This window comes from Sphingomonas sp. ERG5 (assembly GCF_000803065.1).
Lineage (GTDB): Bacteria > Pseudomonadota > Alphaproteobacteria > Sphingomonadales > Sphingomonadaceae > Sphingomonas.
This window is the reverse complement of sequence record NZ_JSXI01000018.1, coordinates 235,060-249,867: the sequence shown is the minus strand read 5'-3', so window position 1 is coordinate 249,867 and position 14,808 is coordinate 235,060. Positions and strand designations below refer to the sequence as shown.

15 protein-coding genes are annotated in these 14,808 nt (G+C 65.8%); 12 read left to right on the top strand and 3 right to left on the bottom strand.

Annotated features, from left to right (window positions below):
* Window positions 1-10 precede the first annotated feature (10 nt).
* Entirely contained in the window at window positions 11-1,606 is a 1,596-nt protein-coding gene (locus tag OO12_RS06700) for a cisplatin damage response ATP-dependent DNA ligase (RefSeq protein ID WP_034158006.1), read from the top strand.
* 49 nt (window positions 1,607-1,655) lie between these two features.
* Window positions 1,656-2,489, top strand: coding sequence for a DMT family transporter (locus OO12_RS06695; protein WP_034157850.1), 834 nt, complete (start codon window positions 1,656-1,658; stop codon window positions 2,487-2,489).
* Here the strand turns inward: OO12_RS06695 and OO12_RS28450 are convergent.
* Window positions 2,486-2,656, bottom strand: coding sequence for a hypothetical protein (locus OO12_RS28450; RefSeq protein ID WP_160296749.1), 171 nt, complete (start codon window positions 2,654-2,656; stop codon window positions 2,486-2,488). The genes OO12_RS06695 and OO12_RS28450 overlap by 4 nt on opposite strands.
* Window positions 2,657-3,329: 673 nt before the next feature.
* Window positions 3,330-4,115, bottom strand: a complete 786-nt coding sequence (locus OO12_RS29360; RefSeq protein WP_034157847.1) for a cold-shock protein — start codon at window positions 4,113-4,115, stop codon at window positions 3,330-3,332.
* A 208-nt stretch (window positions 4,116-4,323) separates the two neighbouring features.
* Between OO12_RS29360 and OO12_RS06675 the strand changes: the two genes are divergently transcribed.
* The 8 genes from OO12_RS06675 (at window position 4,324) to OO12_RS06635 (ending at window position 10,512) form a co-directional block, all read left to right on the top strand.
* The gene (locus tag OO12_RS06675; RefSeq protein WP_034157846.1) at window positions 4,324-5,130 is read left to right on the top strand and encodes a TerC family protein; all 807 of its coding nucleotides are present in this window, start codon (window positions 4,324-4,326) and stop codon (window positions 5,128-5,130) included.
* A gap of 43 nt (window positions 5,131-5,173) precedes the next feature.
* On the top strand, window positions 5,174-5,794 hold the full coding sequence (locus OO12_RS06670; protein ID WP_034157845.1) for a ribonuclease D: 621 nt from the start codon (window positions 5,174-5,176) through the stop codon (window positions 5,792-5,794).
* Window positions 5,787-6,425 (top strand): LPS export ABC transporter periplasmic protein LptC, encoded by a 639-nt coding sequence (gene lptC, locus OO12_RS06665; RefSeq protein ID WP_034157844.1) that lies wholly within the window; start codon window positions 5,787-5,789, stop codon window positions 6,423-6,425. Before OO12_RS06670 ends, lptC begins: the two co-directional genes overlap by 8 nt.
* 6 nt (window positions 6,426-6,431) lie before the next feature.
* Window positions 6,432-6,992 (top strand): LptA/OstA family protein, encoded by a 561-nt coding sequence (locus OO12_RS06660; RefSeq protein WP_034157843.1) that lies wholly within the window; start codon window positions 6,432-6,434, stop codon window positions 6,990-6,992.
* Window positions 6,993-7,173: 181 nt separating this feature from the next.
* Window positions 7,174-7,950, top strand: coding sequence for an LPS export ABC transporter ATP-binding protein (lptB, locus tag OO12_RS06655; protein ID WP_052215596.1), 777 nt, complete (start codon window positions 7,174-7,176; stop codon window positions 7,948-7,950).
* A 189-nt stretch (window positions 7,951-8,139) separates the two neighbouring features.
* On the top strand, window positions 8,140-9,657 hold the full coding sequence (gene rpoN, locus OO12_RS06645; RefSeq protein WP_034157841.1) for an RNA polymerase factor sigma-54: 1,518 nt from the start codon (window positions 8,140-8,142) through the stop codon (window positions 9,655-9,657).
* Window positions 9,654-10,025 (top strand): putative quinol monooxygenase, encoded by a 372-nt coding sequence (locus OO12_RS06640; RefSeq protein WP_200887396.1) that lies wholly within the window; start codon window positions 9,654-9,656, stop codon window positions 10,023-10,025. The genes rpoN and OO12_RS06640 overlap by 4 nt, the downstream gene beginning before the upstream one ends.
* An 88-nt stretch (window positions 10,026-10,113) precedes the next feature.
* Window positions 10,114-10,512 carry a hypothetical protein gene (locus OO12_RS06635; protein WP_034157839.1) on the top strand — a complete coding sequence of 133 codons (399 nt, stop codon included), beginning with the start codon at window positions 10,114-10,116 and terminating at the stop codon, window positions 10,510-10,512.
* Window positions 10,513-10,634: 122 nt separating this feature from the next.
* On the opposite strand, the gene OO12_RS06630 is transcribed toward OO12_RS06635, so the two are convergent.
* On the bottom strand, window positions 10,635-11,633 hold the full coding sequence (locus tag OO12_RS06630; protein WP_034158004.1) for a ligase-associated DNA damage response exonuclease: 999 nt from the start codon (window positions 11,631-11,633) through the stop codon (window positions 10,635-10,637).
* Between the two features lie 57 nt (window positions 11,634-11,690).
* Between OO12_RS06630 and OO12_RS06625 the strand changes: the two genes are divergently transcribed.
* Together OO12_RS06625 and OO12_RS06620 are read left to right on the top strand one after the other, a co-directional pair.
* Complete coding sequence (locus tag OO12_RS06625) at window positions 11,691-12,365, top strand: hypothetical protein (RefSeq protein ID WP_052215595.1); 675 nt, start codon at window positions 11,691-11,693, stop codon at window positions 12,363-12,365.
* 20 nt (window positions 12,366-12,385) lie between these two features.
* On the top strand, window positions 12,386-14,773 hold the full coding sequence (locus OO12_RS06620; RefSeq protein WP_268747912.1) for a ligase-associated DNA damage response DEXH box helicase: 2,388 nt from the start codon (window positions 12,386-12,388) through the stop codon (window positions 14,771-14,773).
* Window positions 14,774-14,808: the final 35 nt, after the last annotated feature.

The window sequence follows — 14,808 nt, the reverse complement described above, 5'->3', positions numbered from 1 at the left end:
TTGTCGCATCATGCGCGCTTTCGCCGATCTTCTCGATTCGCTGATCTATACGCGGTCGCGCAATGCGAAGCTGAAGCTGATCGGCGACTATCTGATCGCGACGCCCGATCCCGACCGGGGCTGGGCAATGGCGGCGCTGACCGGCGACCTCGATCTGCCCGCGGTCAAGCCGGCGGTGATTCGCGGATTGATCGAGGCACGCGTCGATCCGGTGCTGTACCGCATGAGCCGCGACTATGTCGGTGACAGCGCGGAAACGGTGGCTCTGCTCTGGCCGACCCCGCCGATGCCGCCCGAGGCGAGCGGGCCGCTGACCATCGCCCAGGCGGTCGATACGCTCAATTCGCTGTCCCGGTCGGACGCCCCGGCGGCGCTCGCGTCGATGCTCGACCGGCTCGATGCCGAGGAGCGATTCGCGCTGCTCAAAATGGCCACCGGCGCGCTGCGGATCGGCGTGTCGGCACGGCTGGCCAAAACCGCGCTGGCGACCGCATTCGGGATCGATGTCGAAGCGGTCGAGGAAGTGTGGCATGGCCTCTCCGCGCCCTATGCGCCGCTGTTCGACTGGGCCGAGGGGCGCGGCGAGCAGCCCACCACGGCCGATGTGCCGGTATTCCGTCCCTTCATGCTGGCGCATCCGCTGGAGGCGCTTCGCGTCGATCTCGCCGATTATGCCGCCGAGTGGAAATGGGACGGCATCCGCGTCCAGATCATCCATGTCGCGGGCGCGACGCGGCTCTACAGCCGAGCGGGCGATGACATCACCGCGAGCTTCCCCGAGGTCGCACGCGACTTCTCCGGCATCGGCGTGGTCGATGGCGAATTGATGGTGAAGGGCGATGCGCAGGGCGGCGCGCTGGAAGATGGCGGCGGGGCGGCGAGCTTCAATGCGCTGCAGCAGCGGCTCGGGCGCAAGATCGTCTCAGCGAAGATGCTGGCCGATTATCCCGCATTCGTGCGGCTCTACGATATCCTGTTCGACCGGGCGGAGGATTTGCGCGAGCTGCCCTGGACCGAGCGGCGGGTGCGCCTGGAGCGCTTTGCCGAGACTCTCGATCCAGAGCGCTTCGATGTCAGCCAGCTGATCGAGGCGGATGATTTCACCGCATTGGAGGGCATTCGCGCCGGCGCGCGCGATGCGGCGATCGAGGGCGTCATGCTCAAGCGCCGCGATTCGCCCTATGTCACCGGGCGGCGCGTCGGGCTGTGGTACAAATGGAAGCGCGATCCGCTGACCGCCGATTGCGTGATGATGTACGCGCAGCGCGGATCGGGGCGGCGATCGTCCTTCTACAGCGACTACACCTTTGGCTGCTGGACCGAGGACGGAGAATTACTCCCCGTCGGCAAGGCCTATTCGGGCATTACCGACGAGGAGCTGAAGATGCTCGACAAGTTCGTGCGCGGCCACACGCTCAATCGCTTCGGCCCGGTGCGCGAAGTGGAGAAGACGCTGGTGCTGGAGATCGCGTTCGATTCGATCCACGAATCGAAACGGCACAAATCCGGCGTCGCGATGCGTTTTCCGCGCATCGCGCGGATTCGGACCGACAAGCCGGCGGCCGAGGCGGATACGGTAGCGGGGTTGAAGCGGCTGATCGTGTAACGCGCGCATTGGACTTGCGTCGAACGCGCCGTATCGCCACCGCCGACCGGTGCCGCCCCTCGCTCTCGCCTCGATCCTCATGATCGCCTCCGGATCAGTCCACGCCGTGGTCAATGCGATCGTCAAGGGCGGCAAGGACAAGGCCTCGGGGCGGGCGGTGACCGATGGGACCAGCGCGCTGGTGCTGTTGCCCGCGACCTTGTTGGTGCCGCTGCCGCATGGTGCGTGGCAATGGCTGGCGGCGAGCGCGGTGATCCATGCTCTGTATCTTTATTCCCTGGTCCGCGCTTATGCGGTCGGCGATCTTTCGGCGGTCTATCCGGTGCTGCGCGGCAGTGCGCCGCTGATCACCGCCGGCGTCACGATCGGCGTGCTCGGCGACCATGCGACGATCGCCCAGATCGCCGGGATCGCAGTGATCGGGATCGCCATGTTCATGATGATCGCGGGCAGGCATATCGGTCGCGAGGCGCTGGGCTGGTCGCTGCTCACCGGGGTGTCGATCGCCGCCTATACCGTGGTCGATGCGATCGGCGTGCGCGCGGCACCGTCACCGGCCAGCTATATCATATGGGTGTTCGTCCAGATGGGCGCAGTGGTGGTGGTGATGTTCGGCATCCTCTCACGCGGGGCCATCTTCGCGGCGGCGCGGCGGCAATGGAAGCCCGGCGTCATCGCGGGGACGCTCTCGATCCTGACCTATGGCATGGCGCTCTACGCGTTCTCGCTCGGGCCGACCGCGCCACTTGCCGCCCTGCGCGAGACGGGCATGGTGACCGCATTGGTCATTTCGATCCTGTTCTTGCGCGAGCCGGTAACACCGGGACGAGTGGTCGGCGTGCTGGGGATATTGGCTGGGGCGGCGCTGATCCTGGTCGGTTAGATCGCCGCATTCTCCATTTGCCGCCGGTTCAGGCCCGCCCCCAAGGCCTCTTCCGCAGGCGGAAAGAAGGTTGGGGCGTCGATCTTCACGATCATCGCCAGACCAGCGGCGGCGAAGGTGCCCGGCACGTCGGGAATGACCAGGAACGTGAGTGTCGTGTTCGTCATGTGAAAGAGCGGGACGGCGGCGCGGGAGATGCCGTCTGGGAGTGGTACTAGAGCGGCTTCGACTTGGGTGGAATCGCCCCCTCCGTTCGGGCTGAGCCTGTCGAAGCCCATGCGCTGCGCGTGCCCTTCGACAGGCTCAGGGCGAACGGGGGCGGTGGATCAACCCAGCTCGAAACCGCTCTAAGGGTTCGAGACGTGGGGTTGAATCGGCGGGATCATGGCGTTCCGAAGCCGCAGTCCAAATTCCCGCAGCTGCGGGAGTTGTTGCGGGAGTTTCCGGGGGAAAATGCTTTTTGAGGGTTCTGCGGGAGTCTGCGGGAAAAGCTGCGGGAGTTTTGATGGATCCGCACGGGAGTTTTTCGCGTGTGCTGCGGGAATAACGGGAAATGGGCGGCAGTCGTCATGGCGGCGTGTTTTCCGGTTCTGCTGATTCAAGGCCCGTCGGACCGGCTTTAACCGACGCGCGACACCCGCACCGGAAACCCGTCATGACGCCCGTTGAAAGAGATCTGAATCGAACTGGCATGCCGCCGAATGCCATTGCCCTGGCGGTCAAAGCGGCAAAGGGGTCGCGCGGAAGACGCGGAGATGCCGCGCAACATGCGCCGGACAAAGAAAAAGCCCGGCGCGCCTTTCAGCACGCCGGGCTTTTCAATTCATCCGAGTCGCCCGCTCAGGCGATCGACGTGAGGTTCACCGCCGCATATTTGCCGCGACGATCGACTTCGAGCTCGAATTCGAGCCGGTCGCCTTCGTTGAGGCTGGTCATGCCGCCGCGTTCGACCGCGGAGATGTGCACGAACGCATCGGGCTGTCCGTCGTCGCGCTGAATGAAGCCGAAGCCCTTCATCGCATTGAAGAACTTGACCGTGCCGGTCGCCTTCTCACCAGTCAGCTCGCGCTGCGGGCCACCGGCGCCACCGCGCGGTGCACCGCCCGGAGCCGCGTCACGATCGCGCGGCGGGCCGCGGTCGGTGACGGGGAGCGGTTCGCCCTCGATCTTGAGGTCGGTCGCCGAGATACGGCCGCCGCGGTCGACCAGGGTAAAGCCGAGCGGCTGACCCTCGGCCAGACCGGTCAGGCCGGCCTGCTCGACCGCGCTGATGTGCACGAACACATCCTCGCCGCCATCATCGCGAACGACGAAGCCGAAGCCCTTTTGACCATTGAAGAATTTGACGACGCCCGTGCCTTCGCCAACGACCTGGGGGGGCATGCCGCGGCCTGCGCCGCCACCGGCACCACCGCCGAAGCCGCCACCACCGCTGCGGAAACCACCGCCGCCGCCGCCGCCACCGCCGAAGCGATCACCGCCGCCACCGAAGCGGTCGCCGCCACCGCCGAAACGATCGCCACCGCCGAAGCTGCTGCCGCCACCGAAATCGTCGCCGCCGAAACCATCGCGCTTATCGCGGCCACGCCCACCGCGATCCCCGCGGCGTCCTTTATCGAAACTCATGCCCTGTTCGTCTTCCCGGTCCGCCCAAATCGCCTATCAAGAACCGAGCGCCGGACGAAAAGCGCAGGTCTTCGGGCACCAAACCAATCGTGCCACCGAGTCGGTCTAGCCTAAAAAGACCCGTGCTGCGAATGAATTCGTCGGAATTACGGCACGGTAGACACCGTCCGCTTGCGCGCATGTGGCTGAAACGGCACAGAGTGGCAGCATGTCGATCATCGCCCTGTTGTCCGATCCCGCCGTCTGGGCGGCGCTGGCCACGCTGATCGTGCTCGAAGTCGTGCTCGGCATCGACAATCTCATCTTCATTTCGATCCTGTCGAACAAGCTGCCCGAACACCAACAGGCCAAGGCGCGGCGACTCGGCATCGGCCTGGCGCTGGGCCTGCGCCTCGTGCTGCTGTCGATGATCGCGTGGATCGCCGGGCTGACCCAGACCGTGTTCGACCTGGGACTGACCGGGCCGATCGGCGACCATGGCGTGCCGAGTTACGAAACCGCCTTTTCCTGGCGCGACCTGATCCTGATCGCCGGCGGAATCTTCCTGCTGTGGAAGGCGACCAAGGAAATCCACCACAGTGTCGACCCCGAGGAATCGGGCGAGCAGCTCGACAAGAAGGGCCGCGTCGCGCTGAGCTTCGGTTCCGCGATCGTGCAGATTCTTGCGCTCGACATGGTCTTCTCGATCGATTCGATCCTTACGGCGATCGGCATGACCGATCATTTGCCCGTCATGGTCGTCGCGGTGATCTTCGCGGTCGGCGTGATGATGTTCGCCGCCACGCCGCTGGCCAGTTTCATCGCGCGCAACCCGACCGTGGTGATGCTCGCGCTCGGTTTCCTGCTGATGATCGGCGCGGTCCTGATCGCCGACGGTTTCGGCGTGCATGTGCCCAAGGGCTATATCTACACCGCAATGGCCTTTTCCGCCGGCGTCGAAACGCTCAACATCTTCGCCCGCCGCCGCCGCGAGAAGCGTGCCGCGGCGGGAGGATCCACGGCGCCTGACCATTGAGCGGACCATTGAGCACCGGGACAATCGCCGCTAGGCGATTCGCATGACCGTTCATTTTCACGAAGAAGACATTCCCGCCGACCTGTTCGCGCCCGGTGCCGACATTGCCGTCGATACCGAAACGATGGGTCTGATCACGCCGCGCGACCGGCTGTGCGTCGTGCAATTGTCCGATGGCGGCCCCGACGAGCATCTCGTGCGCTTCGCGCCCGGCAGCGACTATGCCGCGCCCAATCTGCGTGCCCTACTCGCCGACCGGAGCCGCGTGAAACTCTATCATTTCGCGCGCTTCGATCTCGCCGCGATCAGCCATTATCTCAAGGTGACGGCGGCGCCGGTCTATTGCACCAAGATCGCCTCGCGGCTGGTGCGGACCTATACCGACCGGCACGGCCTGAAGGAGCTGGTGCGCGAATTGCTTGGCCAGGACATTTCCAAGCAGCAGCAATCGTCCGACTGGGGCGGCCCGGTCCTGAGCGATGCGCAGAAGGATTATGCCGCGTCCGACGTGCGCTTTCTCCATGCGATGCGCGAGGAGTTGAACCGCCGGCTGGAGCGTGAGGGCCGCATGGCACTCGCGCAGTCCTGTTTCGATTTCCTGCCCGCCCGCGCCGAGCTGGACCTGGCCGGCTGGCCCGAAATAGATATTTTCGCGCATGTCTGAGGTCGCGGCCCGGGTCCGGTCGGAACGGCAGGTCTGGGCAGCGCCCGGCAGCAGCCATGACCGCGTCGTCGCCGGGTCGAAGATCCTGCTGCCGATCGGGATCGGCATCCTTGCCGCTTTTCTGGTCATGGCGCCGTTGACCACGACGGCCGAGGTCAGTTTCCTGCTCGACAAGAACAAGGTCGAGGTCGCCAAGGAGCGGCTGCGCATCCAGAAGGCAATGTATCGCGGCGAGGACGGCAAGGGTCAGCCCTTCGCGCTGACCGCCGGCTCGGCCGTACAGCAGAGCTCGCGCGAACCGATCGTCCAGCTCAGGACGCTGACCGCGGCGATCAGCCTGCCCGACGGGCCCGCGACGCTGATGGCCGGCAAGGGGCGATATAATATGAACACCGAACAGGTCGCGGTCGATGGCCCGATCCGGTTCAAGGCCGCAAACGGCTATCAGCTCGACACCAACGATGCGACGGTCGACCTGAAGACGCGCAAGATGCAAAGCGACAACGCGGTGACCGGCACGGTGCCGCAAGGCACGTTCAGCGCCAATGGCATGAAAGCCGATCTCGAGACGCATGTCGTGACGCTCGACGGCAACGCGCGCTTGCGGATCGTGCCGGGAAGGAACAGATAGGCGCCCATGATCACGCCCGCCCGCCTGTTCGCCATTTGCGTTCCCGCGCTCGCCCCCGCGCTCGCCCTTGCCGCTACGGCCGCGGGGGCGCAGACGCGTCATAATTCGAACGCGCCGATCGATTTCGGCGCCGATCATATCGAATTGCAGGACAAGGCCAATCGCGCGATCCTGTCGGGCAGCGTGTCGGTCAAGCAAGCCGAGATGACACTCAATTCGGCGCGCATGACGGTCGCCTATACCGGCCAGGTGGTCGACGGCAGCCCACAGGTTTCGCGGCTCGACGCATCGGGCAGCGTCGTCGTGACTCGTCCCGACCAGAGTGCGCGCGGGCAGTTCGCGGTCTATGACCTCAACCGCCGTATCATCACCATGCTTGGCGCGGTCACGCTCGTGCAGGGCGGCAACACCGTCAATGGCGGGCGACTCACGATCAATCTCGACACCGGACGCGCCGTGATCGACGGATCGTCGGTCGGCGGGTCCCGGCCCAGCCCGGACGGCAGCACGACCACGGCGCCGAGCGGACGCGTGACAGGCCGTTTCTCGGTACCGAAACGGAATTGATCCCGGTCGGAGCGGGCCGGAACCGCCTTTGACGATCACGGCGCCGCGCGTTTTTCCGCCGTTTCGCCGCCCCGCCCTTCCCTAACGCGCCGCGCTGCGGCAAAGGAGACATGCACAAAGCTTGCCAAGTCGTGATTTGGCAAGCTTTTGCTAACCCTATGATGCGAGTACGGACGCGCCGATGACCGACACCGCCATCCTCGAGACGATCCCGCCGATCCATGAATCACCCGCGATGACCGGGTTGTCGGTGGTGTCGATCGCCAAGTCCTATGACAAGCGCGTGGTGCTGTCCGACGTCTCGGTCACGGTCGGTCGCGGCGAAGTGATTGGCCTGCTTGGTCCGAACGGCGCGGGCAAGACGACCTGCTTCTATTCGGTGATGGGCCTGGTGAAGCCCGATTCGGGCCGCATCATGCTGGACGGTGACGATATCACCGGCTTGCCGATGTACCGCCGCGCGATCCTCGGCCTTGGCTATCTGCCGCAGGAAACGTCGATCTTTCGCGGACTGTCGGTCGAGAAGAATATCCTGACCGTGCTCGAGCTGGCCGAGCCCGACAAGGCGGCGCGCGCCGAGCGGCTGGAGAAGCTGCTCGACGATTTCGGCCTGACGCGGCTGCGCGATGCGCCGGCGATGGCGCTGTCGGGCGGCGAGCGCCGCCGTGCGGAGATCGCCCGCGCCCTGGCCGCCGACCCCTCGATCATGCTGCTCGACGAGCCGTTCGCCGGCATCGACCCGATCTCGATCGCCGATATCCGTGACCTGGTCTGCCAGTTGAAGGAACGCGGCATCGGTGTGCTGATCACCGATCACAATGTCCGCGAGACGCTCGATATCGTCGATCGCGCCTATATCATCTATGATGGCCGGGTGCTGTTCACCGGCTCGCCCGCCGAGCTGGTTGCCGACGCGAATGTGCGGCGGCTGTATCTCGGCGAGGGCTTTTCGCTCTGACCTTATGACGGCACATCTCAACCTTACTCCGTTCGTTTCGAGCGCAGTCGAGAAACAGGCCGCTCGCGCAGGCTTCGCGACGTCGGCCCCGGAGCGACCCACATTTATCCTCGGCGCCTGCCTTGAGCAGGCAGCCAAAGGGCTTGAAGCGAACGGAAGATGCGGTGACGCCCTGGTGGCGCTCATCCCATGAGTCTCGCGCCGCGCCTCGATCTGCGTCAGTCGCAATCGCTGGTGATGACGCCGCAATTGCAGCAGGCGATTCGCCTGCTTGCGCTGTCGAATCTCGAAGTCGAGGGCTTCATCGCCGAGGAAATCGAGAAGAATCCGCTGCTCGAAAGCGGCGCGGCCGAGGATGATGGTCCCGCACTGGACCGCGATGCGCCAGTGGAGGAATTCGCCGCACCGCGTGACGAACCGGCCAGTGCCGACGAATTGTTGATGGGGGGCGATACCACCGGCGAGGCGTCGCTCGACGTCGATTTCACCGCCGAAAGCTTCCATCACGACAGTCCGTCCGACCAGGCCGGCGGCGCCGGCATGGACGGCGCACTCGGGCTGACCGGCGGCAGCGCCGGTGGCGGAAGCGAGGATGGCCCCGATTTCGACAGCTTCGCCGATACCGGGCTTAGTCTTGCCGATCACCTTCTCGCCCAGGCGGGACCAGTGGTCGACGGTCCCGACATGTTCATTGCCGCGCATCTGATCGACCAGATTGACGAGTGCGGCTACCTGACCGTGCCGTTGCTTGAAATCGCCAACCGCCTCGGTGTCGCGCTGGCGCGAGTCGAAGCCGTGCTGATGACGATCCAGACGTTCGATCCGACCGGGGTCGGCGCGCGCGACCTGGCCGAATGCCTCGCGCTGCAGGCCAGGGAAGCGGACCGCTATGATCCGTGCATGGCGCGGCTGATCGACAATCTCGACTTGCTCGCACGCGGCGACCTGGCGCGGCTGAAGCGGATGTGCGGTGTCGATGACGAGGACATGGCGGACATGATTCGCGAGCTGCGCGGTTATGATCCCAAGCCGGGCTGCCGTTTCGGCGGCGAGCCGGCGCAGGCGGTGACCCCGGACATCTTCGTCGCGCGACGCAAGGATGGCTGGGGGATCGAAATCAACGCCGCGACCCTGCCGCGCCTGCTGGTCAATCGCAGCTATTATGTCGAACTGTCGGGCGGGCATCAGGACAAGGCGTCCAAGGCCTGGCTCAGCGACATGCTCGCCAGCGCCAATTGGCTGGTCAAGGCGCTCGACCAGCGCCAGCGCACCATCGTCAAGGTGGCGACCGAGATCGTCAAACAACAGGAAGCTTTCTTCCTGCACGGCGTCGCGCATCTGAAGCCGATGACCCTGCGCCAGGTCGCCGATGCGATCGAGATGCACGAATCGACCGTCAGCCGAGTGACCAGCAACAAATATATGAGCTGCGCGCGTGGCCTGTATGAGCTCAAATATTTCTTCACCTCGGCGATTCAATCGTCCGATGGCGGCGACGCGGTGTCGGCCCAGGCAGTCAAGAGCGCGATCCGCGCGCTGATCGGCGCGGAGGGGAACAAGATCCTGTCCGACGACACGTTGGTCGAACTGCTCAACGCCAAGGGCTTCGATATCGCGCGGCGCACCGTCGCCAAATATCGCGAGGCTCTGGGAATCGGCAGCTCGGTGCAGCGGCGGCGCGCCAAGGCGCTGGAAGGGGCGGCATGAAACTGTCCTTCGCGGGCATATATATCGGCGATCACGCTGATCCTGAAGGACTCGGCAGGGGAGACGCGCAGATGATCATCGTCACGGGAAGCGTCACGGCAAAGCCGGACACAGTCGACGCGCTGCGCCAGGCGAGCCTTGACCATGTCCACCGCTCGCGCACCGAGGATGGCTGCATCAGCCATTCGGTGCAGGTCGATTGCGAGAATCCGCTGCGCCTGTTCTTCTACGAACGCTGGCGCGACATGGCCTCGCTCAAGACTCATTTCGTCCAGCCCGGATCGGTCGAGTTCATCGCAGCGGTGCGCGAGCTCGCGTCAGCCAGCGACGCGATCAGCCTGTACGAGGCAAGCGAAGTCGCGGCCTGACGGCGGGCCGCCCCCGACGCCGCAGTCCGCCCCTATCTCCCTTTGCTCATTAGTAATTTCGTAGCGGTCGCCCCGTATCAAATGTCATATGAACGGGACCTTTTCCATCGATGTCGACCCCTTGCGCGATCTGATCAGGATCCGGATGAGCGGCTTTTTCACCCCGGCACGAATCGGGGATTTTCTCGCTGCGCGGCGTGCCACGCACGCCAGATTGCGCTGCGGGCCGAACCAGCACGTGACGATCAACGATCTGCGCGAGATGAAAATCCAGTCGCAGGACGTGGTCGGCCATTTCCATTCGGTGCTGGCCGATCCCGCCTATCGGTCGCGCCGGCTTGCCTTTGTCGTCGCCTCGTCACTGGCGCGGATGCAGCTGATTCGCGCGATCGGATCACGCTCGGCGCAATGCTTCACCGATCCGGGCGAAGCCGAGGCGTGGCTGTTCGAGGATCTTGTCGCGCACCGCGCTGCCGCGGCGCGCTAGAGTTTGATCCGGCAAGACGGCACCGGCCCGCTCCCCCACCCGGCCACCCACAGAATATGCTGAATGGGTGGCCGGGTGGGGGAGCGGGCCGGTGCCGTGCTTCAGCGCAGCTGGATCAAACTCTAATCATCCTCATCCTCATAACCGACCAACGCCAGCGCGCGCGCCTTGATCTGCCGCGTCTGGCACCAATGCACCAGCGCATCCTCGCGGCCATGCGTGACCCAGACTTCCTTCGGCGCGATTTCGGTCAGCGTGTCGGTCAGTTCGTCCCAATCGGCATGGTCCGACAGGATCAGCGGCAGCTCGACATTGCGCTGCACCGCGCGCTGGCGCACGCGCATCCAGCCGCTCGCCATCGCGGTGATCGGATCGGGCAGGCGGCGTGACCAGCGATCGTTGAGCGCGGAGGGCGGCGCGACGACGATATGCCCCTTGATCGCCGCCTTCGCCACGCCGGTCGCCGGGATCAGCACGCCAAGATCGACGCCCAGTTCGACATAGAGATCGCACAGCCGCTGCATCGCGCCATGGATATAGATCGGCGCGGCATGACCGCGGTCGCGCAACTCGCGGATCACGCGCTGCGCCTTGCCCAGCGCATAAGCGCCGACCAGCACGCAACGATCGGGATTGGCGTGGAGCGCGGCCAGCAGCTTGTCGATCTCATCGCCGGTTTCGGGATGGCGGAACACGGGCAGGCCGAAGGTCGCTTCCGTGATGAACACATCGCAAGTGACCGGCTGGAACGGGGCGCAGGTCGGGTCGGCGCGGCGCTTGTAATCGCCCGACACGACGATGCGCTCGCCGCGATGTTCGAGCAGGATCTGCGCCGAGCCAAGGACATGGCCGGCGGGCACAAAGGTCGCCTTGACCGCGCCGAGATCGAGCATCTCGCCATAGGCGACGGGGTGACCGGGTTGCGGCCCGTAGCGCGTTTCCATGATCGCCAGCGTTTCGCGCGTCGCCCAGACCGCGCCATGCCCGCCGCGCGCATGATCGGCATGGCCGTGCGTGACCAGCGCGCGCGGGCTGGGCTGCGCGGGATCGACCCAGATGTCGGCGGGTTTCACATAGATGCCGTGCGGTTGCGGATCGATCCAGTCGCCGAGCTTTGCCATCATGCCTATATGGTCGGGATGCCGCCAAGGTTCCACCGGCGCGCCAGGGAGAGTTTGATGATGGTCGATTCGGACATGCGCCTCGAACGGCTCGAGCGGCAGGTGCGACATCAACGGATCGCATTGCTGGCGCTGGGACTGACCGTCATGGGCTTTGCGCTCTCCGCCTTCACCGCCGGCACGCCGAAGACCATCGAAGCGCAGGCAATCCGCATCGTCGACACGACGGGCAAACCGCGCATCCTAATCGGCGCGCCGCCCCCGACCGAAGGGCGCAGGCGCACCGACGGCCAGACCGCCTCGATCGTCGTGCTTGGCCCGAACGGCGAGGACCGCGTGGTGCTGGGCGAAGAGCCGCTGCCGCGGCTCGATGGCAAGACCTATCCGCGCGTCGCCGCCGGCTATGGCCTGGTGCTGCACGACCGCAACGGTTCCGAACGCGGCGCCATGTCCTATCTCGACAATGGCCGCGGCGTGGTCGCGCTCGACCGGCCGGGCGGCGATGCCGTATCGATGATCGTCAACGAGCAGAGCGGCTTTGCCGGCGTCACCGTCAACTACGCCAATCCGGTCGGCCAATATGCGGAAGGCTGGCGGATCGGCACCAGGGGCGACGAGGCCTGGCTGTCGCTGCAGGACCGCCCCCAGGCCGAGCGCGCACGGCTGTCGTCCAGAGGCGAGGCCGCACCGATGCTCGTCACCCGCCCCGCCGGATCGCCGCCCGCACCTTGACCCCTGCCCTGCCCGCTCCCCTGACCGACTGGTTCGCCGCTCGTGGCTGGGCGCCGCGCCGGCACCAGCTCGACATGCTGGAGGTCGGGCGCGCCGGGCGGCACGGGCTGCTCGTCGCGGCGACCGGCGCTGGCAAGACGCTGGCCGGGTTCCTGCCGACCCTGGCCGAGCTGATCGAAGCGCCGACATCCGGGCTGCACACGCTCTATGTCTCGCCGCTCAAGGCGCTGGCGGTCGATGTGCAGCGTAACCTGCTCACCCCGATCGAGGAGATGGGGCTCGATATCCGGGTCGAGACGCGCACTGGCGACACGCCCTCGGACCGCAAGGCGCGGCAACGTATCCGGCCGCCGCAGATCCTGCTCACCACGCCCGAATCGCTCAGCCTGCTGCTCAGCTATCCCGACAGTTTCCTGATGTTCGAAGGGCTGAGGACGATCGTCGTCGACGAAGTCCATGCCTTTGCCACCGGCAAGCGCGGCGACCTGTTGTCGCTGTGCATGGCGCGGTTGCAGGCGATCGCGCCGGGATTGCGGCGTGTCGCCCTGTCGGCGACGGTCGCCGATGCCGATGGCTATCGCGCCTGGATCGCGCCCGATGGCGATATCGATCAGGTCGCGCTGGTCGAGGGCGAGCCGGGCGCCGATCCGAACATCACCATATTGCTGCCCGAGGGACGCGTGCCCTGGTCGGGTCATTCGGGCCGCTATGCCGCCGAGCAAGTGATGGCGGAGATCGAGTTGCACAAGACCTCGATCATCTTCTGCAACACCCGCAGCCTGGCCGAGCTGATCTTCCAGGATCTGTGGAAAGCGAATGCGATGGGGCTGCCGATCGGCATCCATCACGGCTCGCTCAGCCTGGAGGCGCGGCGCAAGGTCGAGGGCGCGATGGCGGCGGGACGGCTGCGCGGGCTGGTCGCGACCGCTTCGCTCGACCTGGGCGTCGATTGGGGCGATGTCGATTGTGTGGTGCAGATGGGCGCGCCCAAGGGATCGTCGCGGTTGCTGCAACGCATCGGGCGTTCGAATCACCGGCTCGACGAGCCGTCCGAGGCCGTGCTGGTGCCGGGCAACCGCTTCGAATATCTCGAGGCGCGCGCGGCGCTCGATGCGGTCGAGGCGGGCGAGCTCGACCCCGACATCTTCCGCCCCGGCGGGCTCGACGTGCTGGCGCAGCACATCATGGCTTGCGCCTGCGCCGCGCCGTTCACCGAAACCGCGATGCTCGACGAGATCCGCTCGGCCTTGCCCTATTCGGCGCTGACCGAGGAGACCTTCGCGCGCGTGCTCGGCTTCATCCGCGACGGTGGCTATGCGCTGAAGGCCTATGACAAGTTCAAGCGGCTGACCCAGGATCCCGACGGGACGTGGCGCGTGAGCCATCCGCGCTTCGTCGCGCAGCACCGGCTGAATGCCGGAATCATCGTCGAAGCGACGATGCTGACCGTACGCTTCAAGAATGGCCGCACGCTCGGCAAGGTCGAGGAAGGGTTCGCCGCCACGCTGTCGCCGGGCGACACCTTCTTCTTCGCCGGCATGAGCCTGGAAGTGATGGCTGTGGATACCGAGGATGTGCTGGTGCGCGCTACCGCGCGGCCGGCACGAATCCCGACTTATGGCGGCGCGCGCATGCCGCTGTCGACCAACCTTGCCGACCGGGTGCGCGGTTTCCTGTGGGACCGCAGCGAATGGCCGCGTTTCCCGAACGACGTGCGCGAATGGCTGGAGATCCAGGCGCTGCGCTCGCGCCTGCCCGAGCCGGGGCAGTTGCTGGTCGAGACCTTCCCGCGTGAGGGGCGGCATTATATGGTGATCTACAGCTTCGAGGGCTGGAACGCGCACCAGTCGCTTGGCATGCTGATCACGCGGCGGATGGAGACGCAGGGACTGAAGCCCCTGGGCTTTGTCGCGAACGACTATGCGCTCGCTTGCTATGCGCTTGATCCCGTCACTGACCCGGCAAGCCTGTTGTCGCCCGACATCCTCGAGGACGAGTTCGTCGACTGGGTGCAGACATCGGCCTTGCTCAAGCGCGCATTCCGCGAGGTCGCGGTGATCGGCGGGCTGGTCGAGCGCCAGCATCCGGGCAAGCGCAAGACCGGCAAGCAAGTCACCTTTTCGACCGACCTGATCTATGACGTGCTGCGCAAATACGAGCCCGGCCATTTGCTGCTCCAGGCGGCCTGGGCGGACGCGCGCGCGCGGATGACCGATGTCGGGCGCCTGGCCGGACTACTCGACCGCGCGGCCGAGACGATGGTGCATGTCGACTTGCCGCGCCTGTCGCCATTGGCAGTGCCGGTGCTGACGCTGATCGGGCGCGAACGCGTCGCGACCGGCCTTGCCGACGACGCGTTGCTGGTCGAGGCGGAAGTACTGGCTGCGGAGGCGATGCGGCTCGATTGAGGCGCTTGGCAAAGGTCCGGATCGGGCGTAGCCTC